Origin of the sequence: Kitasatospora sp. MAA19 (genome assembly GCF_029894125.1) — a bacterium.
Taxonomy (GTDB): domain Bacteria; phylum Actinomycetota; class Actinomycetes; order Streptomycetales; family Streptomycetaceae; genus Kitasatospora.
On the sequence record NZ_JARXYZ010000007.1, the window covers coordinates 235,977 to 256,529 of the forward strand.

At 74.1% G+C, this 20,553-nt stretch carries 16 protein-coding genes; 14 read left to right on the forward strand and 2 right to left on the reverse strand.

Annotated elements, in window-relative coordinates:
- Positions 1-223 precede the first annotated feature (223 nt).
- Together P3T27_RS14430 and P3T27_RS14435 are read left to right on the forward strand one after the other, a co-directional pair.
- Entirely contained in the window at positions 224-1,678 is a 1,455-nt protein-coding gene (locus P3T27_RS14430) for a glutamine synthetase family protein (RefSeq protein ID WP_280678213.1), read from the forward strand.
- Positions 1,679-1,997: 319 nt separating this feature from the next.
- Positions 1,998-3,488 carry a S8 family serine peptidase gene (locus tag P3T27_RS14435; RefSeq protein WP_280678215.1) on the forward strand — a complete coding sequence of 497 codons (1,491 nt, stop codon included), beginning with the start codon at positions 1,998-2,000 and terminating at the stop codon, positions 3,486-3,488.
- 90 nt (positions 3,489-3,578) lie between these two features.
- On the opposite strand, the gene P3T27_RS14440 is transcribed toward P3T27_RS14435, so the two are convergent.
- Positions 3,579-4,472, reverse strand: coding sequence for a HipA family kinase (locus P3T27_RS14440; protein ID WP_280678342.1), 894 nt, complete (start codon positions 4,470-4,472; stop codon positions 3,579-3,581).
- Between the two features lie 138 nt (positions 4,473-4,610).
- On the opposite strand from P3T27_RS14440, the gene P3T27_RS14445 reads away from it, so the two are divergent.
- The 9 genes from P3T27_RS14445 to P3T27_RS14485 all read left to right on the forward strand — a co-directional run bounded on the left by P3T27_RS14445 (position 4,611) and on the right by P3T27_RS14485 (position 15,393).
- A complete protein-coding gene (locus P3T27_RS14445) occupies positions 4,611-5,051 on the forward strand; it encodes an SRPBCC family protein (RefSeq protein ID WP_280678217.1) in 441 nt (146 codons plus the stop codon).
- A gap of 201 nt (positions 5,052-5,252) precedes the next feature.
- Positions 5,253-6,407 (forward strand): glycosyltransferase, encoded by a 1,155-nt coding sequence (locus P3T27_RS14450; RefSeq protein WP_280678219.1) that lies wholly within the window; start codon positions 5,253-5,255, stop codon positions 6,405-6,407.
- Positions 6,408-6,815: 408 nt separating this feature from the next.
- Positions 6,816-8,339, forward strand: coding sequence for an exopolysaccharide biosynthesis polyprenyl glycosylphosphotransferase (locus tag P3T27_RS14455; RefSeq protein ID WP_280678221.1), 1,524 nt, complete (start codon positions 6,816-6,818; stop codon positions 8,337-8,339).
- Between the two features lie 5 nt (positions 8,340-8,344).
- Positions 8,345-9,658: an O-antigen ligase family protein gene (locus tag P3T27_RS14460; RefSeq protein WP_280678223.1), complete on the forward strand. Its 1,314-nt coding sequence runs from the start codon at positions 8,345-8,347 to the stop codon at positions 9,656-9,658.
- The gene (locus P3T27_RS14465) at positions 9,655-11,376 is read left to right on the forward strand and encodes a lipid II flippase MurJ (RefSeq protein ID WP_280678225.1); all 1,722 of its coding nucleotides are present in this window, start codon (positions 9,655-9,657) and stop codon (positions 11,374-11,376) included. The genes P3T27_RS14460 and P3T27_RS14465 overlap by 4 nt, the downstream gene beginning before the upstream one ends.
- Entirely contained in the window at positions 11,366-12,280 is a 915-nt protein-coding gene (locus P3T27_RS14470; RefSeq protein WP_280678227.1) for a polysaccharide deacetylase family protein, read from the forward strand. The genes P3T27_RS14465 and P3T27_RS14470 overlap by 11 nt, the downstream gene beginning before the upstream one ends.
- A complete protein-coding gene (locus tag P3T27_RS14475; RefSeq protein ID WP_280678229.1) occupies positions 12,277-13,392 on the forward strand; it encodes a glycosyltransferase in 1,116 nt (371 codons plus the stop codon). The genes P3T27_RS14470 and P3T27_RS14475 overlap by 4 nt, the downstream gene beginning before the upstream one ends.
- 49 nt (positions 13,393-13,441) lie before the next feature.
- Positions 13,442-14,236, forward strand: coding sequence for a Wzz/FepE/Etk N-terminal domain-containing protein (locus tag P3T27_RS14480; RefSeq protein ID WP_280678231.1), 795 nt, complete (start codon positions 13,442-13,444; stop codon positions 14,234-14,236).
- On the forward strand, positions 14,233-15,393 hold the full coding sequence (locus P3T27_RS14485; RefSeq protein ID WP_280678233.1) for a GNAT family N-acetyltransferase: 1,161 nt from the start codon (positions 14,233-14,235) through the stop codon (positions 15,391-15,393). The genes P3T27_RS14480 and P3T27_RS14485 overlap by 4 nt, the downstream gene beginning before the upstream one ends.
- Positions 15,394-15,410: 17 nt before the next feature.
- On the opposite strand, the gene P3T27_RS14490 is transcribed toward P3T27_RS14485, so the two are convergent.
- Positions 15,411-16,619, reverse strand: coding sequence for a glycosyl hydrolase (locus P3T27_RS14490; RefSeq protein WP_280678235.1), 1,209 nt, complete (start codon positions 16,617-16,619; stop codon positions 15,411-15,413).
- Between the two features lie 360 nt (positions 16,620-16,979).
- On the opposite strand from P3T27_RS14490, the gene P3T27_RS14495 reads away from it, so the two are divergent.
- From P3T27_RS14495 to P3T27_RS14505, 3 genes are all read left to right on the forward strand, one after another.
- Positions 16,980-17,987 carry a hypothetical protein gene (locus P3T27_RS14495; RefSeq protein ID WP_280678237.1) on the forward strand — a complete coding sequence of 336 codons (1,008 nt, stop codon included), beginning with the start codon at positions 16,980-16,982 and terminating at the stop codon, positions 17,985-17,987.
- A 205-nt stretch (positions 17,988-18,192) separates the two neighbouring features.
- Positions 18,193-19,791, forward strand: coding sequence for an ABC-F family ATP-binding cassette domain-containing protein (locus P3T27_RS14500; RefSeq protein WP_280678239.1), 1,599 nt, complete (start codon positions 18,193-18,195; stop codon positions 19,789-19,791).
- 327 nt (positions 19,792-20,118) lie between these two features.
- A complete protein-coding gene (locus tag P3T27_RS14505; RefSeq protein ID WP_030059940.1) occupies positions 20,119-20,352 on the forward strand; it encodes a helix-turn-helix domain-containing protein in 234 nt (77 codons plus the stop codon).
- Positions 20,353-20,553: the final 201 nt, after the last annotated feature.

The window sequence follows — 20,553 nt, forward strand, 5'->3', positions numbered from 1 at the left end:
GCGACCGCAGGCCCCCGCCGGTGCGGCTCCCGAAGCCCGGCGGTGATGCGTGCGGCCACTGTAGCGAAGCTACTCGCGAGTAGGAAGGGGGTGCGAGCGGAAACGTCGACGAGGGCGGGCCCGCCTGCGCCGACCCGAACGGGTGAACGGGTGGACGGGCGTCCGGCCGGACCACCCGATCGGGGTATTACCCGGCCCCGGCGGGCCGGGCAGCATGGACCGCATGACCCTCGGAACCGCCGCCGGCCCCACCGCGTCCCCCTCCGGCCCCACCGGGCAGGACGCCGGCCTCGACGGGCAGTCGGCCGCCGTCGCGCTGCCCCCGCGCTCCGTGCGGGTCGAACAGGCCGAGGCGGCCGCCGGCCGGCTGCGCACGGCCGCCGTCGAGGCGGTGGCCGTCACCTGGGTGGACAACGCGGGCATCACCCGGGTCAAGGCCGTCCCGCTGGGCGGCCTGGTGCACGCGGCGCAGTGGGGCGTCGGCGCCGCGCCCTGCTTCGACGCGATCCTCGCCGACGACGGCTTCGCCACCGGCCCGGGCGTCGGCGGCCCGATCGGGGACCTCAGGCTCTACCCCGACCTCACCCGGGTCGTCCCGCTGGCCGCCCAGCCCGGCTGGGCCTGGACCCCGGGCGACCGGTACACCCAGGACGGCTCCCCGCACCCCGGCTGCCAGCGGCTGTTCGCCCGCCGGATGGAGGCGGCGGCCGCCGAGCGCGGGCTGACCCTGAAGGCCGGCATCGAGGTCGAGTGGGTGGTCGCCCTGGCCGGCGGGCCGCAGGACGAGCCGCAGTACCCGACGCACGGCCCCGCCTACGGGATGCACCGGCTCACCGACCTCTCCGACTACCTGCGGGAGGTCCTGCGCGCCCTCGGCGAGCAGGGGCTGACCGTCCTGCAGATCCACCCCGAGTACTCCCCGGGCCAGTTCGAGGTCTCGGTGGCCCCCGAGGGCCCGGTCTGCGCCGCCGACACCTCCGTCCTGGTCCGGCACACCGTCCGGGCCGTCTCCGCCCGGCACGGCCTGCGAGTCTCCTTCGCCCCCGTGGTCGAGCCCGACACGGTCGGCAACGGCGGGCACCTGCACCTCAGCCTCTGGCGGGACGGCCGCAACCTCGGCCACGGCGGCTCCGGCCCGCACGGCCTGACCGCCGAGGCCGAGGGCTTCCTCGCCGGCGTGCTGGACGCGCTGCCCGAACTGCTGGTGCTGGGCTGCTCCAGCCCGGCCGGGTACCTGCGGCTGGTGCCCTCGCACTGGGCCGGCGCCTACCAGTGCTGGGGCCTGGAGAACCGCGAGGCCGCGCTGCGCCTGGTGACGGGCTCCACGGGGGAGCGGGCGGCCGCCGCGAACGCCGAGGTCAAGTGCTTCGACGCCAGCGCCAACCCGTACCTGGCGGTCGGCGCGGTGCTCGCCGCCGGCCTCGCCGGTCTCGACCAACACCGTTCGCTGCCGCCGGAGTTCACCGGCGACCCGGCCGCCGCCGAGCCCGGCACGGTGCCCCGGCTGCCGGCCGGACCGGCGCAGGCGCTGGCCGCGTACGAGCGCTCGACGGTGCTGCGCGAGGCGCTCGGCGGGCCGCTGTACGAGGCGGTGCTGGCGGTGCGCCGGGCCGAGGACGAGCAGTACGCCGCCGCCACCCCCGAGCAACTGGTCGCCGCCACCCGCTGGCGCTACTGACCGACACCCCGGCCCGCGGGCGAGGCGCTCGAACCGACACCGCTCGGCAGGCTCTTGTGCGCCGCCGACGGGTCCGGGCTGCCCGCACTGTATCCGATGGTTCGCCGACCAGCTCCGTCGGCGAACCATCACTTTTTAACACTCTTCACTCTGTTTCCACGGTTGAACTGTGGACTCCTGCCCTCCGCTGTTGGCCAAGATGTGACGATTAGATGACTACCTCTTGCGCATATCAGCGAATATTCATTAGCGTCCCGATCATTCCAGCGCACCTGCCACACCGCAGCTGCCGCATGACGACTCGGGAGGGCCAACCCCTATGAGAGTTCCTCGGATCAGCCGGACCCGGTTCGCGGCGGTGGGCCTCGTGCTCGCCACCGCCGGCGCCCTCGCGCTGCCGGCCGGCACCGCCGTCGCGGCCGCCCCCTCGGCGGGCTCGACGACCGGTCCGCTGCTCAGCTACGTCGTCAACACCAAGGCCAACCACGGTCAGGTGCAGAAGGTCGAGAAGGCGATCACCGCCCTGGGCGGCTCGGTGGTGTACTCGTACGAGCAGATCGGCGTCGTCATCGCCCGCTCGAACGACACCGCGTTCGCCGCGAAGCTGCGCCAGACCAAGGGCGTCGACTCCGTCGGTGCCAGCCGCACCAAGGGCATCACCGCCGCCGACCAGACGAAGGCCGACGTCGCGCCCGCGCCCGCCGCCGCCCCCGCGGACGGTCAGGAGCCGTACGAGGCCAACCAGTGGGACATGCGCCAGATCGGTGTCGACAAGGCGCACAAGCTCTCGCTCGGCAGCCGCAACGTCACCGTCGGTGTGCTGGACTCCGGCATCGACGCGACGCACGAGGACCTGGCGGCCAACGTGGACGCCTCGCAGTCGGTCTCCTGCATCGACGGCGGCAAGCCGAACACCGACTGGAAGTCCTGGCAGCCCACCACCAGCGACCACGGCACCCACGTGGCCGGCACGATCGGCGCCGCCAAGAACGGCAAGGGCGTCGTCGGCATCGCCCCGAACGTGAAGCTGGCCGCGGTCAAGGTCGTCGACGACGGCGGGTTCATCTACCCCGAGTACGCGATCTGCGGCTTCGTGTGGGCCGGTGAGCACGGCTTCAAGGTGACCAACAACAGCTACTACGTCGACCCGTGGATGTTCAACTGCCCGAACGACAAGGACCAGGCCGCGATCACCGCCGCCGTCCGCAAGGCGGTGTCGTTCTCGCAGCGCAAGGGCGTCCTCAACGTCGCCGCGGCGGGCAACGAGAACATCGACCTGGCGCACAAGACCACTGACGTCTCCAGCCCGGACGACACCACCCCCGGCACCCGCCCGGTCACCAACGACTGCCTGTCGCTGCCGACCGAGCTGCCCGGCGTCGTCGCCGTCTCCGCGGTCGGCGTCAAGGGCGAGAAGTCGTACTACTCCAGCTACGGCAAGGGCGTCGTGACCGTCGCCGCGCCGGGTGGCGACGCCCGCTACCAGATCCCGGACACCCCGGACAAGAACGGCCGGATCCTGTCCACCATCCCGGGCAACAAGTACGGCTACATGCAGGGCACCTCGATGGCCACCCCGCACGTCACCGGCGTGGTCGCCCTGCTCGCCAGCACCTTCCCGTGGGCCAGCCCGGACGAGCTGACCGAGCTGCTCACCAACCAGGCCGAGTCGCACCCGTGCCCGACCGGCGAGTACAACCCGGGCGGCACCGGGCAGTACAAGGCCACCTGCGAGGGCGGCGCGGACGACAACGGCTTCTACGGCGCCGGCATCATCAACGCCGAGAAGGCGGTCCAGTGGTGGCGCTGACGCGCTGACCACGGCGACACCTGAACACTGAGCCGGGGAGCGGGCCTTGGGGTCCGCTCCCCGGTCGTTTCCCGGGGTCGGGCCCGGCGCTCACTCGACGTGGCGGTCCCAGACCGTCTCCACCGAGGGCTTGCCGTGCAGGTCCGGGACCTCCTGGAGCCAGGCGGGCCGGCCTGCCCGCATCCGGGCCTCCCGGCGCCGTTCGGCCTCGCGCAGCTGCTCGGGGGTGGCGAAGCCGTCCGGGAGCCACTGCCCGGAGAGCACCACGCGGGCGGCCAGGTGGGTGACGTAGGCGTGCCGGACGGCGTCCACCGAGTCGAAGCCGGGCTCGTCCGCCAGCCACGCGTCCGGGACGAGCGCCAGCACCTCCTCCAGCAGGCCGACGGTGACCAGCGGTCCGAGCTCCTCGTCGGCCAGCCGGACGTCCGGGGCCGAGCCGCCGAGGGCGTGCGCGCTGAGGTCGTACCGCTTGCCGACCGCCGCCTCGGCGGTGGCCCAGCGGTGGTGGAAGATCAGCGCGGCGCCGTTGTCGATCAGCCAGAGCCGCCCGTGCCAGACCACCAGGTTGGGGTTGTGGACGGTGCGGTCGACGTTGCCGGTGAGCGCGTCCAGCCAGACCACCCGGCCGGCCTCGGCGGAGTCCACCGGGATCAGCCCGGGCCGGAAGTCCCGCGCGCCGGGCAGCAGGTCCATCCCGAGGTTGAGCCCGTCGCTGGCCTTCAGCATGTCCTGGATCTCGGCGTCCGGTTCGTCCGCGGCGACCGCCGGATCGAAGTCCACCAGCCGCAGTTCCGGGACGCGCAGGCCGAGCCGCCGGGCCAGCTCGCCGACGATCACCTCGGCGACCAGTGCCTTGCGGCCCTGCGCGGCGCCGGTGAACTTGACCACGTACGTTCCCAGGTCGTCGGTCTCCACCACGCCGGGGACGGAGCCACCGGAGCGCAGCGGGTCGACGTAGCGCACTGCTGTCACCAGATCGAGCACATCGGCCACCCTATCCCTCCGTTCCCTCCGCCCCGGCGGGCCGTCCGGCCGGCTGCGAGCCCCGGAGGGTTGTGGCTCCGGCGCTGTGATTGGCTTGCCGGTGAGACCGGAAGACCACCAGACGAGGAGAGCAAGGTCATGGGACAGGTGCAGGCCACCACCGAGCGGGACTACGACGCCGCCCCCGAGCGGGTCTACGAGGCGCTCGCCGACTACCAGGTGACCCGCCCGAAGCTGCTGCCCGCGCAGTACAGCGAGTACGAGGTCCGGGTCGGCGGCACCGGCGCCGGCACCCAGGTGCACTGGAAGCTGCAGGCCACCGAGAAGCGCGTGCGGGACTGCCTGTTCACCGTCTCGGCGCCCAAGCCCGACCAGCTGGTGGAGAAGGACGCCAACTCCAGCATGGTGATCACCTGGACCGTCTCGGCGGCCGGTGAGGGCCGGTCGAAGGTCACCGTCTCGGCCACCTGGCAGGGCGCGAGCGGCATCGGCGGCTTCTTCGAGCGCACCTTCGCCCCGAAGGGCCTGAACCGGATCCACGACCAGGTGCTGGCGAACCTGGCCGCCGAGGTCCGCTGACCTCCTCCGGGACCCGTCGAGGCCCGCCGGGATCCGTGGAGATCCGGCGGGCCCCGCATTTCCCCCCGGTAATTCGCCCGGGAATTCGAGCAGCCCGTCCACCCATGCGAGCGGAAAGCCGTACGGGTGGACGGCCCGCCACCTCCGGGTGACGGGGGCCGCCCGGCATGGGGGAGCCACCCTAGGCTCGCCGCCGTGCATATGACGATCCTTCACATTTCACAGCCGGTGGACGGCGGAGTCGCCCGCGTCGTCGTCGATCTGGTCCGGGGGCAGCGCGAGGCGGGCCACCGGGTGCTGGTGGCCTGTCCGCGCGGTGGCCGGCTGGCCGAGGAGGCCACCGCCGTGGGCGCACTGGTCCAGGACTGGCCCGCCGAGCGCTCGCCCGGCGCGGGCACCGTCACCGAGGCCTGGCGGCTGCGCCGGATCGTCCGGGCGGCCGCGCCCGACGTGGTCCACCTGCACAGCGCCAAGGCCGGGCTGGCCGGCCGGCTGGCCGTGCGCGGCGCGGTGCCGACCGTCTTCCAGCCGCACGCCTGGTCCTTCGCCGCCGTCGAGGGCCCGCTGGCCGCCGCCACCTTGCACTGGGAGCGCTTCGCCAGCCGCTGGGCGCACCGCCTGCTCTGCGTCAGCGTCCAGGAGCGGGCCGACGGCGTGGCCGCCGGGGTGAGCGCGGACTGGGCGGTGGTGCCCAACGGCGTGGACGTCCGCCACTACGCGCCCGCCGACCGCCGGGCCGCCCGGATCGCGCTGGGTCTGGACCTGCACGCCCCGCTCGCGGTCTGTGTGGGCCGACTGTGCCGGCAGAAGGGCCAGGACGTGCTGCTCGCGGCCTGGCCGGAGGTGCTGCGGACGGTGCCGCAGGCCCGGCTGGCGCTGATCGGCGGCGGGCCGGAGGAGCGGCGGGTGGCGGACCTGGTCCGGGAGTCGGCCGAGCCGTCCCGGGTCCGGCTGGTCGGGGACGTGCCGGACCCACGCCCGTGGCTGGCGGCGGCCGACCTGGTGGTGCTGCCCTCCCGCTGGGAGGGCATGGCGCTGGCCCCGCTGGAGGCGATGGCGGCGGCCCGCCCGGTGCTGCTGACCGACGTGCCGGGCGCCCGGGAGTGCCTGCCCCAGGCCGAGCGGGGGCAGGCGGTCGTGCCGCCCGAGGACGCGGCCGCGCTCGCCACCCGAATGGCGGAAGCGCTGTCCGATCCGATCGAGTGCGAGCGGCGCGGTGCACGACTGCGTGATCACGTGGTCGCCCGGCATGACGTCCGCACGGTGGTCGAACAGGTGGACGCGCTGTACCGCCATCTGCTCGGCGCCGGACCGGCGGCCGGACGGCGCCGGGCCCGTGTCCCAGAGCGGATCTGATCGTTTCACATGCCGTGAATGCCCGCCGATCCGGCGCTGTCGTATTCGCACCCTCAACCGGATGAGGAAGAGGCGTAAAATCCGAAATACCTATTAATGGGCGGCTGGAATGAAATGGCAAGTCACCTTCCAGCCCGTGTGTCCCGGTTCTGTATTGTCGGATTTTGCCTGCTTCGTTTTCAATTCACACCGGAAATTCGCGGCTGAGCCCTTCGCGACCGGATCCTTCGCGACCGGATCCGTCGTGACCGAGTCCTTCGCGGCCGGGCCCTGCGCGAGAGAACCGAGAGCCGCCAGCGGCAGCAGGTGCTGTCAGGACCGCGCCCACCGGGCCGGGACGGCCGCTCCGCGCCAACCGGTGCCGGGGCGCCGTCACCCCGGGCACACAGCAGGGGAGTTCGTGCGCTGATGACCATTGACCACGACAGCGTGCCGCGATCCGGTCGCCCCCTGTCCGGCCCGCGGCGGCCCGGCACCGGGCTGCTCGACCGACCGGCCGGATCCGCCCAGACCCGGGCGGTGCCAGCGCCCCGCCGGCCCCCCCGGGCGGTCCGCTCCCGAATCGCGCTGCCGCTCGCACTGGTCCAGGTCGACGCGATCGCACTCTGCACCGCCACCGGCCTCGCCAACCGGGCCGTCGACCCGACCGTCCCGCTCACGCCGCTGCTCGGCGTCGCCGCCGTCCTGCCCGTGCTGCTCGCCCTCAACCTGACCGGCGGCCTCTACCGCACCCGGCTCACCCTGTCCGTCCTGGACGAACTGCCCGCGCTGGCCGTCCGGGCCGTGGTCGCCACCACCTTCGCCGTCACCCTGGCCGGCTGCCTGGAGGGCCGCTGGCCCGACTGCGGCCCGGCCACCCCGGCCCGGCTCACCATCCTGCTCGGCGTCCAGCTGCTGATCGCCGCCCTGGGCCGCGTCGTGCTCTACCACCTGGTCCGGCGGATCCGCCGCAGCCGCCCCAGCCCCGTCCTGGTGCTCGGCGCCGGGCGGCTCGGCCGCCGGGTCGCCGCCGCCCTCAGCGAGCGCGGCGAGTACGGGATGCGCCCGGTGGGCTTCCTCGACGCCGACCCGCCGCTGCTCGCCGGCGACACCGACCTGCCCGTCCTCGGCGGCCGCGAGGTGCTGGAGCGCGAGGTCCGCAGGCGCCGGATCCACCACGTGGTCGCCACCGCCGGCGCCGCCGACGAGGCCGAGACCGCCGCGGCCCTGCGCGACGCCGTCCGGCTCGGCTGCCAGGTCTGGCTGGTGCCCGCGCTGCGCGAGTACGGCTCGCTGCCCACCAGCCGGGTGACCGGCGGCGACCACCTGTGGGGCTTCCCCTGCCTGCGGGTCGGCCGCCCGGCGATGCGCCGTCCCGGCTGGGTCGCCAAGCGCGCCCTGGACGTCACCGCCGCCGGGCTCGGCCTGCTGCTGCTCGCCCCCGTCCTGGTGCTCTGCGCGCTGGCCGTCCGCTTCGACACCGGCCCCGGCGTGCTCTTCCGCCAGCAGCGCACCGGGCTGGACGGCCGGATCTTCACCGTCCTCAAGTTCCGCACCCTGCGCCCGAGCAACGAGCACGAGTCGGCGACCCGCTGGAACATCTCCCAGGACCACCGGATGGGCGCCGTCGGCCGACTGCTGCGCCGCAGCTCGCTGGACGAGCTGCCGCAGCTGTGGAACATCCTGCGCGGCGACATGAGCCTGGTCGGCCCGCGCCCCGAACGCCCCTACTTCGTCATGCGGTTCGGCCAGGCCCACCCCGAGTACGCCGACCGCCACCGCGTCCCGGTGGGCCTCACCGGCCTCGCCCAGGTCAACGGCCTGCGCGGGGACACCTCGATCGAGGACCGGGCCCGGTTCGACAACCGCTACATCGAGAGCTGGAGCTTCTGGCAGGACGTCAAGATCCTGTGCCGCACCGCGGCCCTGATGCTCCACCCGGACGGGAGCTGACCCGCGTGGCCCTCACCCTCCCCGCCTTCCCGCGGCCGGCCTTACGGAAGGCGGGTGCGGTCCTGGCCGACCGGACCAGCCTGCTCGCCGCCGCGACCGTCCTGCTGGTCTGCGTGCCCACCGGCGAGAAGGACGTCACCGCCGCCGTCCACGTCACCGCCGCCGACGTGGCCTCGCTGGCCCTGGTCGCCGTCACCGCGCTCAACCTGCTGCGCGGGCGGCTGCCCGCCGTCAGCCGCGCCACCTGCGTGCTGTTCGGCGGGATCGTGGTCGCGGCCGCCGTCGCCACCGTCGGCTCGATCGACCCGGCCACCAGTCTGACCGGCTTCGTCCGGCTCACCCAGGTCTTCGTCCTGGTGCCGGCCGGGGTGCTCTGCTCGCTGCGCGACCGCGTCGACCAGCGGCTGGTCCTCGGCTCCTTCGTGCTCGCCGCACTGATCCAGGGCCTGGTCGGTGCGAACCAGTACCTCACCCGGACCGGCGCCTCCTACGCCGGCCAGCCGATCCGGGCCGTCGGCACCTTCGGCGCCCTCGACATCATGGCGATGTCCACGGTCGTCAGCTACGGGCTGCTCGCCGCCCTGGCCCTGGCCCTGGCCGAGCGCCGCCCCGGCGGCGACGCCCGGCTGCGTCGCGCGATGTTCGCCTCCGCCGCCTTCCTGGCCTTCCCGCTGGCCGTCTCGTTCAGCCGCGGCAGCTGGATCGCCACCGGCGCCGCCGCCATCGTGCTGCTGCTGCGCGCCGACGCCCGGCTCGCCGTCCGCGGCGCCGTCCTCGGCCTGGCCGCCGCGGTCGTCCTGGTCGGCGGCCTCGGCCTCGGCGCCTCCGGTGTCACCGAGCGGTTCAGCTCGATCGGCTCCGTCTCCGCCGCCCCCGACCAGTCCGTCTCCGACCGCTACGACCTGTGGGCCACCGCCGGGCGGATCTGGCAGGACCACCCCGTCCACGGCGCGGGCCCCAAGGCCTTCCAGCAACTGCGCGACAGCCACGCCCCGTTGCGGCTCTCCTCCGGCAGCGACGCCGCCGACTCCACCATCGGCTTCCAGCGCGAACCTCTGCTCTCCCCGCACAACATGTACTTCCTGGTGCTCAGCGAGCAGGGACTGATCGGCATCGTCGCCTACGCCGCGCTCTTCCTCGGCCTGCTGCTCGGCTGCCTGCGCCACTCCCGGGGTTCGGCCCTGGCCGCGCTGGCCCTGCTCACCTGGGTGCTGATCGACTTCCTGTACGCGGACATCGGCGGCACCACCACCGTGCTGACCTCCGTCGTCCTCGGCCTCGCCGCCCGGGCCTGCGTTGCGGAGGCCGACCCGCGATGACCACCGACCAGCCGGCCCTCACCTCCGCGGTGCCCGCCCCGCGCAGCGCCCCCGCCGGCGACGCCGGACCCGGGCCCGGCCCGGCCCCCCGGCGCGGCTTCCTCGCCAAGGCCTTCGGCATCACCGCCGTCCTCAGCGCCGCCGGCTCCGGCCTGGGCCTGCTGCGCGACCTGCTGCTGGCCCGCTACTTCGGCGCCAACCAGGGCACCGACGCCTTCCTGGTCGCCTGGACCGTACCGGAGACGGCCGCGCCGCTGCTGATCGAGGACGCCATGTCCTTCCTCATGGTGCCCGCCTTCGCCCTCGCCCTGGTGCTGCGGGAGGAGCACCCGGACGCCCCCGACCCGGTCCGCCAGCTGGTCCGCGCCACCCTGCCCTGGCTGTTGCTCGCGCTCAGCGGGCTCGCGCTGGCCGTCGCCCTGGGCGCCCCGGAGCTGGTCGACCTGCTCGCCCCCGGCCTGGCCGACCCCGGCCTCGCCGTCGCCTGCACCCGGATCACCGCGATCACCGTGCTGCCGTTCGGCGTGGCCGGCTACCTCGCCGCCGCGCTGCGCGCCCACCACTGCTTCACCGCGCCGGCCGGCATCTACGTCGCCTACAACCTCGGCATCCTCGCCGTGCTGCTCGGCTGCCAGTCCTTCCTGGGCGTGCGCTCCGCCGCCCTCGGCGTCGCGCTCGGCAGCCTGCTGATGGCCGGTCTGCTGGTCGGCCCGTTCCTGCGCCGGCTGCGCCGGGGCGCGACCGCGGGCCGGGCCCGGCGCTCCCGCAAGGCCCTGGTGCTGATGCCGCTCGCGCTGCTGCCGGTGGCCGCGTTCACCCTGACCCGCCAGTCGCAGGTCTTCGTCGAGCGCTACCTCGGCTCGGCGCTGCCGCCCGGCACCATCTCGCACCTCAACTACGCCGCCAAGGTCTCCCAACTGGCCATGACGGCGGGCATCCTGATCTGCACCGTCACCTTCCCGCTGGTCGCCCGGGCGCTGGCGGCCGGGGACCTCACCGCCGCCCGGGACCGGGTCGAGAAGGACCTCGGCCAGGCCGCGGCGGTCGTCCTGTTCGGCACCGCCTTCCTGATGGCCTGCGCCCCCTCGGTGGTCTCGCTGCTGTTCCAGCGCGGCGCCTTCGGCCCGCAGGACACCGCCGCCACCGCCGCCGTCATCCGGGTCTACAGCTTCGGCCTGCCCGCTCAGGCCCTGATCGGCGTGATAGTCCGTCCGTACTTCTCGCTGCGCCCGGTGGTCCGCCGGGCCGACGACCCGGGCACCGAGGACGGCGGCCGCCGGCTGCTGGACTGGTACCCGGTCGCCGCGATGCTGCTCGGACTCGGCGTCACCGTCACGGTCGGCCTGCTCGCCACCCCCCGCTTCGGCGCCCTCGGGCTCGCCGCCGGGAACGCGGCCGGCATCACCGCCGCCGCCGCGCTGCTGCTGCACGGCCTGCTGCTGCGCGGCATCCCGCTGCGGCTGCGCCGGGTGCTCGGCGGACACGGCCGGCTGGCGGCCGCCGCCGCCGGGGCCACCGTGCTCGGCGCCGCCGCCGCCGGCCTGGCCGCCGACCCCCTGCTCTCGACCCTGCTCGGGGGCCTCACCGTTGCGCTGGCCTTCGCCGCCCTCGGCACCGGTCTCGGTGCGCGTGAGGTGCGCGGTCCGGTCCTCGCCGCGGCCCGGGCCCTGAACCCGCCAACCGTCGCCGATGAAGGGAAGCTTCCCCATGGACAATGAACGGGGAACCGTCCGTTCGACCCAGGCGGGGGTCCGCCGCCAGGCCGTGCCGGTCGCCGCCGCACCACGCGGCGACATCCCGCTCGCCGACCCCGTTGGGCCGAAGGCGCGATTGCCCAGGAGCCGTCACCCGGTCGGCGAACCGCCCGGCCCCGGCGCCTCCTCGCCGTGGATCCTGATGTACCACTCGGTGGCGGTCGAGAAGGAGGACCCGTACCGGCTGACCGTCAGCCCCGAGCGGTTCGCCGAGCAGATCGCCTGGCTGCACCGGCGCGGTCGGCGCGGCGTCTCCGTCCGCGAGCTGATGCGGGCCCGCACCGCCGGCCGGGACGACAAACTGGTCGGCCTGACCTTCGACGACGGCTACGCGGACTTCGCCCGGTACGCCGTACCGATCCTGCAGGCGTACGGCTTCACCGCCACCGCGTACGTGGTCGCCGACCTGCTCGGCCGGCACAACGACTGGGACGCCAAGGGGCCGCGCAAGCAGCTGCTCACCGTCCAGGAGGTCGCCGAACTCGCCGCCGCCGGTTGGGAGATCGGCTCGCACGGCCTCGGCCACCAGGCGCTGCCGGGCCTGCCGATCGACGTCCTGACGGTGCAGACCCGGGAGAGCCGGCGCCTCCTGGAGGACGTGGTCGGCGGCCCGGTCGCCGGCTTCTGCTACCCGTACGGCGCCGTCGACCTGCCCGCCACCCAGGCCGTCCGCGACGCCGGCTACGACTACGCCTGTGCGATCGGGCACTCCCCGCTCACCGGCCTCTTCGCGCTGCCCCGCTGCTACGTCGGCGACCGCGACGGCGCCTGGCGGCTGCGCGCCAAGCGCGGCCGGCACCGGCTCCGCGACACCGTCACCGAGCTGCGCCGAAGCCGCCCGGTGTTCCGGCGGGGGAACCGGCCATGAGGGTCCTGCACATCGTCACCGGTCTCGCCTCGGGTGGTGCCGAGCGTCAACTCCACCTGCTGCTGCGGCACTTGCCCGCGCACCAGCAGTGCGAGGTGGTCGCGCTGACCAACCCCGGCACGGTCACCGCCGCGTTGCGCGCCGACGGGGTGACCGTCCACCACCTCGGCATGCGCGGCAACCGGGACCTGGGCGCGTTGCCACGGCTGGTCCGGCTGGTCCGCTCCGGCCGCTACGACCTGGTGCACACCCACCTGTACCGGGCGCAGCTGTACGGCCGGCTGGCGGCCCGGCTCGCCGGGGTGCGCGCGGTGGTCTCCACCGAGCACTCGCTGCACGCCGGGGCGATCGAGGGCCGCCCGGTCACCCGCGGCGTCAAGGGCCTCTACCTGGCGGCCGAGCGGCTCGGCAGCACGACCGTCGCGGTCTCCCGCCAGGTCGCCCAGACCCTGTATTCCTGGGGCGTCCCGCCGAGCCGGGTCGAGCTGATCCCCAACGGCATCGACACCGCGCGCTACCGCCGCCCGGCCGCCGACCGGGCGGCCGCCCGCCGTCGCCTGCGGGCCGAACTCGGCCTGCCGGAGGGGAGTTGGGTGGTCGGCGGGGTCGGTCGGCTGGTCCCTGGCAAGCGCTTCGAGGTGCTGCTGGAGGCCCTCGCCGAACTCGACCCGGCCACCCGGCTGGTGCTGGTCGGCACGGGCCCGGAGCGCGCCGCGCTGGAGCACCGGGCCGCCGAACTCGGCGTCCGGGAAAGGCTGGTGCTCACCGGCGAGCGCGACGACGTGCCCGACCTGCTGACCGCCCTGGACGTGCTGGCCTCCCCCTCCACCGAGGAAACCTTCGGCCTCGGCGTCCTGGAGGGCCTCGCAGCCGGTCTGCCGGTGCGGCACAGCTCCTGCCCGGCGCTCGACGAACTGCCGCCCAGCGCCGCCCCGCAGGCCCGCCGGATCCCGTCCGAGGCCGCCGCGTACGTCGCCGCGCTGCGCGACCTGCGGCACCTGAACGACCACAGCGCCGACCCGCTGCCGCACCCCCCGGCGGTCGGCCACTACGACATCGCCCGGGTCGCCGCCGACCTGGGCGCCCTCTACGACCGGCTGGCCCGCGCTTGACCGGCCGCCGCCGCCGGATCCGCCCTTCCATACCCAAGGAGTCACACCCATGACCACACCGCGCCGAAGCGCCCGCCGTCTGGTCCGCCGCTGGTGGCCGGTGGCGCTCGCGGTGCCGCTGGGCGCCGCGGCCGGCGCCGGGTACGCCGTCGTCTCGCACCCCTCGTACGCGGCCAGCGCCTACGTCCTCGTGGTGCCGCAGAACCCGGGGGAGGCCGCCATCGCGACCAACTTCGCCCAGGCGTACGGGCGGTTGGCCGGCCAGCCGCAGGTGCTCACGGTGGCGGCCGCCGAGACCGGCCACACCCGGGCCCGGCTGGAGTCCCTGGTGCACGGGACCACCTCCCCGGACGCCCCGATGATCGAGATCACCGGCACCGGGACGCGCCCCCAGGAGGCCGCGCAGACCGCCGACGCGGTGGCCCGCTCGCTGGTCTCCTTCGCCAACGCCAGCAGCAAGGACACCGACGTCCGGCTGGTGACGCTGGCGCCGGCCGCCGAGCCGGACCGGCCGACCACGCCGTCCGCCAAGCTGGACGTCGCAGTGGGCGGCGCGGCCGGGCTGCTGGTGGGGGCCCTGGTGATGATGACCCGCCGCCGGGTCGAGGCCGCCGCCCCGACCGCGGCCCGGGAGGCGCCGGAGTCCGCGGAGACCCCGGCGGTCGCGGCGACGCCGACCGCCCCGCGGCCGCGGACCGAGGAGCCGCCCGCCGCCGAGCGGGCCGAGCAGACGGCGCAGACGGCCAAGGCGGAGAAGGGGACCAAGGCGGAGAAGGTGGGGAAGCCCGGGGCCGCGGAGGAGCCCCCGGCCAAGGAGAAGGCCGCCACCGGGAGCGGACGATGAGCACCGAGACCCGGCGCACCGGCCTCCCGGCCCGGTCGGCGGCGTCGGGCTGGACGACCGAGCTGCGCCGCGAGGACGACGCCCTGGACACCCTCGCCGAGGAGTGGGACGCCCTGGCCGGCCGCTGCCGGACCGCCACCTTCTTCCAGGCCGCCGCCTGGCAGCGCTCCTGGTGGCGCCACTACGGCAGCCCGGGCGGCCTGCTGGTGGTGCTCGTCCGCCGGGACGGCCTCCTGGTCGGCGCGGGCGCCTTCATGCGCCGTGGCGGCCTGCTCGGCGGGCTGACCGCCCTGGGCGCCGGGCTGGTCGACTACTCCGACGTCCTGCTCGACGACGACTGCGCCGACCGGGCCGCCGCCGAGTTCGCGGCCGCCCTCCCGCTCACCCGCCCGTGGCACTCGCTGGAACTGCGCGAGGTGCACCCCGAGGCGGCGGTGCAGCGGGTGTACGAGCACTGGCACGGCCGGCGCCGCCGCTACCAGGACTCGCTCTGCCAGTACCTGCCGGCCGTCCCGATGGACCGGCTGCTCAAGCGGGTGCCCGGCAAGACCGCCCAGCGCAGCCGGGTGAAGCTGCGCAAGATCGCCGAGGTCGGGGTGCAGGTCAGCCCGACACCGGTGGCCGAGGTGCCGGAGGCGGTGGAGAACCTGCTGCGGCTGCACTTCCTGCAGTGGCAGGAGCGCGGTGTCACCGCGGAGCACCGTACCGAGCGCTTCGCCCGCCACCTGACCGAGTCCACCACCGGCCTGGTCGCCACCGGCAAGGCCGCCGTCCACCGGTTCCGGCTGGACGGCGAACTGGTCGCGGTGAACCTGCTGCTGCTCTGCCCGTCCTTCGGGGGCCTGTACATGTACGGCGCGCACCCGGTGCTGCGCGAGCGGTTGGACATCGCCGGGCTGCTGTTCGGCGCGGCCCTGGACGAGACGGTCGGCGCAGGCGTTCCGGTACTCGGCCTGCTGCGCGGCCAGGAGCCGTACAAGCAGCGCTGGCGGCCGGACCAACTGCCCAACCAGCGCCTGCTGTTCGGTCCAGCCGGGGCGGCGCCGGCGGTCGCCGTCCAGGCCGGTGCGGTGCGCGCCCGGCAGCAGGCGGTGCACGTGCTGCGCACGCGCTTCCCGCGCCTCAAGGAGGCCCTGCTGGCCCGGCGCCGCAGCTGACCGGAGCCCGCCCGGGCTCAGCGCCGGGCGGGCGTCCCGGCCCCGGCCGGGCTCGCAGCCGGGCTCGGCGAGGCGCTCGGCGCCGGGCTCGCCGCCCCGGGCAGGCTCGGCGGCTTGGGCGGGCTCGGCGCCACCGGCGGGGCGATCGGCGCGGTGGGCACCTGGGGCGCCGTCGGCACGACCGCCGGCGCCCCCTTCGAGCTGGACATCAGCTGCTTGAACCGGGCGGCCGAGCGCGGGTTGCGGTCGCACTGGAAGAAGCCGTGCGGGCAGTAGTCGGTGACGGTCTGGTAGGCGGTGTCGTGGGTGCGCATCCACTCGACCATCCGCTGCACGAACTCGGGATTGTCGCCGTTGCGGAACAGTCCCCACTCCGGGTACGAGACCGGCTTGCCGTGCTTGGCGGCGAACTCCACCTGGTCCTGCAGCCCGTACGGCTCGCGCACGTAGTCGTCGAAGGTGGCCCCGGCGGGCTGGTCGTAGCTGTCCATGCCGATGATGTCGACCACGTCGTCGCCGGGGTAGCACTTGGTCCACGGGATGGCGTCCAGGCCCCGGGTCGGGGCGAAGTCGAAGCGGAACCGCTGCCCGGGCACCGAGCGCATCACGCCGACGATCCGCCGCCAGTAGACCTTCCACGCGGACGGGTCGGGCTTGCAGCGGTGCGTGTAGGTGACGCCGTTCATCTCCCAGCCGAGGGTGAGCACGGTGTCGGTGCCGCCGAGGGCGACCAGTCGGTGGGCGAGCTGCAGGAAGTGCCGGTCGAAGTCCCCGCGCGCGCCCTGGGCGAGCAGCTTGGCGACCTCGCCGTCCGGCACGTTCGCCTCGTTGGGCACCAGCATCGGCACGCCGAGGACGAGCAGCCGGGACGGGTCGGCCAGCCGCCACTGCGACCACATGCCGAGCACCACCGGTTCGCCCTCGACGTCGGCCCAGCCGTTGCCCGCCAGATAGGTGTGGCCGACCTGGAGGTTGGCGTCGCCCAGCCACCTCGCGTACCGGCCGACCTGCGGGATGTAGTTGTCCCAGGAGCCGACGAAGGCGCCGAACGGCGGCTCGTGCGTGGGCCGCTGGACGGGCGGGCGGGGGGCGGCGCCGCGCGGCTCGAAGGCGTCCGAGGCGAGGGCGTGCCGTTCGGTCTGGCTGAGCGGCGTCCCGGCCGGGACGCTGGCCGTGGCCGTCAGCAGCAGGGCGGCGGCGGCCAGCGTCAGGCGGCCGTATCGCATGGTCTCTCCTCCGGGCGTCTCGGGGCGGGGGCGCACTGGACGGACCGTGGCGCTCCGCTCGCCGACAGTAGGCCCGGCGCGCGTCGGAAAAGCCGAATGTCACCCTAAAGTGGGCGATATTCGAACGCCGTCTGCCGCAACGGCCGCCGGCGGAGCGCTCCGTGTATCAGCTCTGTAACGGTCCGGTCGGGCCCGGGCGGTCGGCCCCGGAACGGGCGGCGGTCCGGCCGCGGCCCCGACGGCGCAGGTGGGCGGGTGGGTGCGCGGGGAGGGCGCACGTGTCCGGGCGTGCGGTCCGCGGTCCGGACCGGCGGCGATTCCGGGCTGACTCCCGTGCCCGCCGAAAGGTACGCTCCGGCCGTGTCCCCGAAGCCGCTGCGTGTACTGACCCCCCGCTCGATCCTGCCTGCCCTGGCGGTGATGCTGGTCCTTGCGGCCGGTGCGGCGGCGCACGCCAACAAGCCGGTGCCGTTCGGCGACCGGGTGGCGGGGCCGGGCGACGCGGAGGCCACGCCGGTCAACTCGCAGTCGCTGAGCGCGGCCGACCTGGACCTGAAGGTCGGCCCGGGGCTGGAGGCCTTCCACCGGCAGAGCGGCGAGCAGGCTTGGTCCTACCGCCGCGAGGGCGCCACCGCGCTGTACCTGTCGATGGCGGGGGAGAACGCCATCGTGGTCTGGGACGACGGCCTGATCACCTCGGTGCGCCCGGGCGACCACGAGGTGCGCTGGCACCGGGCGGTGCCCGGCCTGGCGGACTGGCTGCGCGGCGACGGCGAGCCCGGCGCCGACAAGCGCACCGAGGAGCAGCGCAAGGAGCTGGCCCGGGAGCGGGCCGCGGCGGCCCTGCACACCGTCCCGCGGGGCGCCTCCGCCTGGGTGGCCGTGGTCACCCCGAACCTGACCATGGGCCTGCGCGACGCCGACGGCGACCTGCGTTACAACTCCAAGCCGCCCGGCAACTGCGTCTACGACCCGCTGCGCACGGTCGGCACCGAGTACGCCGTGCTCGTTCCGCGCAGCTGCACCAACAGTGCCGGGCTGGCCGTCTCCGGCGGCATCAGCGGCTACCGGCTGGACAGCAGCGGCTGGCAGTTGAACACCGGCCCGGCCGCGTCGATCAAGGCGCTGGACGGCAGCCGGGTGCTGATCACGGACGGTCCGATCGTCCCGGCCCGGGTGTTCGACACCAAGGCGGCCGCGCCCGAGGCGGCCTGCGGCAGCCCGACGGTGCCGTTCGCCGCGGTCCGTCCGCAGGGCGGCTGCACCGACCCGGCGGCGAGCCCGGCCGCGGACAACCCGGTGCCGGACGCCCTGGCCGGTCAGGACGCCCCCGCGGGCGACCAGCCGTCCACGCAGCCCCAGCAGTAGCGCCGGCCGCCGGTACCCCGGGGAGGTAGCCCCGGGGGTTCCCGTGCGGCCCGGTAGACTTGCCGTCATGGCTGACTTCTCCGGGCAATAGCGGGCGCGCGGCACCGCCCCGTGCGCTGTGCCGACCACCGACGACGCCCCTTCCCGCTGTCCGGCCCCGGGCCCCGCCCGGCCGCCCGCCCACGTCCCAGGAGTAGTTCCCGCCATGATTTCCGCCAACGCCCTTGAGCTGCGCGCCGGTGCCCGGGTCCTGATCGAGTCCGCGAACTTCAAGGTCGCCGCCGGCGACCGGATCGGCCTGGTCGGGCGCAACGGCGCCGGCAAGACCACGCTGACCAAGGTGCTGGCCGGCGAGGGCCTGCCCGCTGCCGGCACGGTGACGCGCTCGGGCGAGGTCGGCTACCTCCCGCAGGACCCGCGCACCGGCGACCTCGACGTCCTCGCCAAGGACCGCATCCTCTCCGCCCGCGGCCTCGACACCGTGCTCAAGAAGATGCGCGAGAACGAGGACCGGATGGCCAACGGCAAGGGCGCCACCCGGGACAACGCGATGAAGAAGTACGCCCGGCTGGAGACCGAGTTCCTCACCAAGGGCGGGTACGCCGCCGAGGCCGAGGCCGCCACCATCGCCGCCGCGCTGGGCCTGCCGGACCGCATCCTCGGCCAGCCGCTGCACACCCTCTCCGGTGGTCAGCGCCGCCGCGTCGAGCTCGCCCGGATCCTCTTCTCGGACTCCGACGTGCTGCTGCTCGACGAGCCCACCAACCACCTGGACGCCGACTCGATCGTCTGGCTGCGGGACTTCCTGAAGACCTACAAGGGCGGCTTCATCGTCATCTCGCACGATGTCGAGCTGGTCGAGACGGTCGTCAACAAGGTCTTCTACCTGGACGCCAACCGCTCCTGCATCGACGTCTACAACATGGGCTGGAAGCAGTACCAGCAGCAGCGCGAGGACGACGAGAAGCGCCGCAAGCGCGAGCGGGCCAACGCCGAGAAGAAGGCCGCGACGCTGAACGCGCAGGCCGACAAGATGCGCGCCAAGGCCACCAAGACGGTCGCCGCGCAGAACATGGCCCGCCGCGCCGACAAGCTGCTCTCCGGTCTGGAGCAGGTCCGGATGAACGACAAGGTCGCCAAGCTGCGCTTCCCCGACCCGGCCCCCTGTGGCAAGACCCCGCTGACCGCCAGCGGCCTGTCCAAGTCCTACGGCTCGCTGGAGATCTTCACCGACGTCGACCTGGCGATCGACCGGGGTTCCCGGGTCGTCGTGCTGGGCTTCAACGGCGCCGGCAAGACCACCCTGCTGCGGATGCTGGCCGGGGTGGAGAAGCCGGACACCGGCGAGGTCGTCCCGGGCCACGGGCTGAAGATCGGCTACTACGCCCAGGAGCACGAGACGCTGGACCCGGAGCGCTCGGTGCTGGAGAACATGCGCTCGGCCGCGCCGGACACCGACCTGGTGCAGATCCGCAAGATCCTCGGCTCCTTCCTGTTCTCCGGCGACGACGTCGAGAAGCCGGCCGGGGTGCTCTCCGGCGGTGAGAAGACCCGCCTGGCGCTGGCCACCCTGGTGGTCTCCTCCGCCAACGTGCTGCTGCTCGACGAGCCCACCAACAACCTCGACCCGGCCAGCCGTGAGGAGATCCTGGGCGCGCTGCGCGAGTTCGCCGGCGCGGTCGTGCTGGTCACCCACGACGAGGGCGCCGTGGACGCGCTCCAGCCGGAGCGGATCATCCTGCTGCCGGACGGGGTCGAGGACCTCTGGAGCCCGGCGTACGCCGATCTGGTCTCGCTGGCCTAACCGGACGTAGACGCGACCTCCGTTTTTCGGACCAGAAAAACTAGTACTTACGGCGTGTCCGGGAATGAAGAAAGCCCGGATTCCGTTTAAGGACTTCCCGTCGGCCCGCCACTCGATCGTGGTCGGGCCGACGCTGCTGATCAGCTCTTTCGCGGCGGACGGCGTAATCCGCCCGGGGGCGTGCACTCTACGTAAGCGCCCTGATGCGCTCGGATCACCACCGCAGGACCGCGCATTCCCGACATCGACCTCGTCGAATGGGTGGCCAGGACGCGGTGGATGGGTGATCATGGGAATCTGACCGAGCAACGCTACGAGGAGGCACGGGTGGCCGAGACTCTGAAAAAGGGCAGCCGGGTGACCGGTGCCGCGCGTGAGAAGCTCGCGGCCGATCTCAAGAAGAAGTACGACTCCGGGGCGAGCATTCGCGCTCTCGCGGAGGAGACCGGTCGTTCGTACGGCTTCGTGCACCGGATGCTGAGCGAGTCCGGAGTCATTCTCCGGGGCCGCGGTGGTGCCACGCGGGGCAAGAACAAGGCAACCGCCGGGGCCGGTTCCTGACGGTCCATCAGCTCATGGCTGGATGACGCGGCGGCAGGGTGTCGACCGAGGAGACGACCATCGATCGTCCGCCCTCGGGTCGAGTGGACCGGCCGCCGATCGTCATGTCCGGGGTGTCGTCCGCCCCCGGCGTTCGGGGCCCGTGGATCTTTCCGGGCCGGTGGTCTGCCGCCGCGCGTCCAGGTTTGTTACTCTCCGGTA

Bases quoted from the DNA above. Each gene is read 5' to 3' on its own strand.
- P3T27_RS14455 (WP_280678221.1), top strand. From the start codon at position 6,816: ATGACCATTGACCACGACAGCGTGCCGCGATCCGGTCGCCCCCTGTCC.
- P3T27_RS14485 (WP_280678233.1), top strand. From the start codon at position 14,233: ATGAGCACCGAGACCCGGCGCACCGGCCTCCCGGCCCGGTCGGCGGCG.
- P3T27_RS14470 (WP_280678227.1), top strand. From the start codon at position 11,366: ATGGACAATGAACGGGGAACCGTCCGTTCGACCCAGGCGGGGGTCCGC.
- P3T27_RS14450 (WP_280678219.1), top strand. From the start codon at position 5,253: ATGACGATCCTTCACATTTCACAGCCGGTGGACGGCGGAGTCGCCCGC.
- P3T27_RS14490 (WP_280678235.1), bottom strand. From the start codon at position 16,619: ATGCGATACGGCCGCCTGACGCTGGCCGCCGCCGCCCTGCTGCTGACG.
- P3T27_RS14445 (WP_280678217.1), top strand. From the start codon at position 4,611: ATGGGACAGGTGCAGGCCACCACCGAGCGGGACTACGACGCCGCCCCC.
- P3T27_RS14475 (WP_280678229.1), top strand. From the start codon at position 12,277: ATGAGGGTCCTGCACATCGTCACCGGTCTCGCCTCGGGTGGTGCCGAG.
- P3T27_RS14465 (WP_280678225.1), top strand. From the start codon at position 9,655: ATGACCACCGACCAGCCGGCCCTCACCTCCGCGGTGCCCGCCCCGCGC.
- P3T27_RS14430 (WP_280678213.1), top strand. From the start codon at position 224: ATGACCCTCGGAACCGCCGCCGGCCCCACCGCGTCCCCCTCCGGCCCC.
- P3T27_RS14500 (WP_280678239.1), top strand. From the start codon at position 18,193: ATGATTTCCGCCAACGCCCTTGAGCTGCGCGCCGGTGCCCGGGTCCTG.
- P3T27_RS14435 (WP_280678215.1), top strand. From the start codon at position 1,998: ATGAGAGTTCCTCGGATCAGCCGGACCCGGTTCGCGGCGGTGGGCCTC.
- P3T27_RS14480 (WP_280678231.1), top strand. From the start codon at position 13,442: ATGACCACACCGCGCCGAAGCGCCCGCCGTCTGGTCCGCCGCTGGTGG.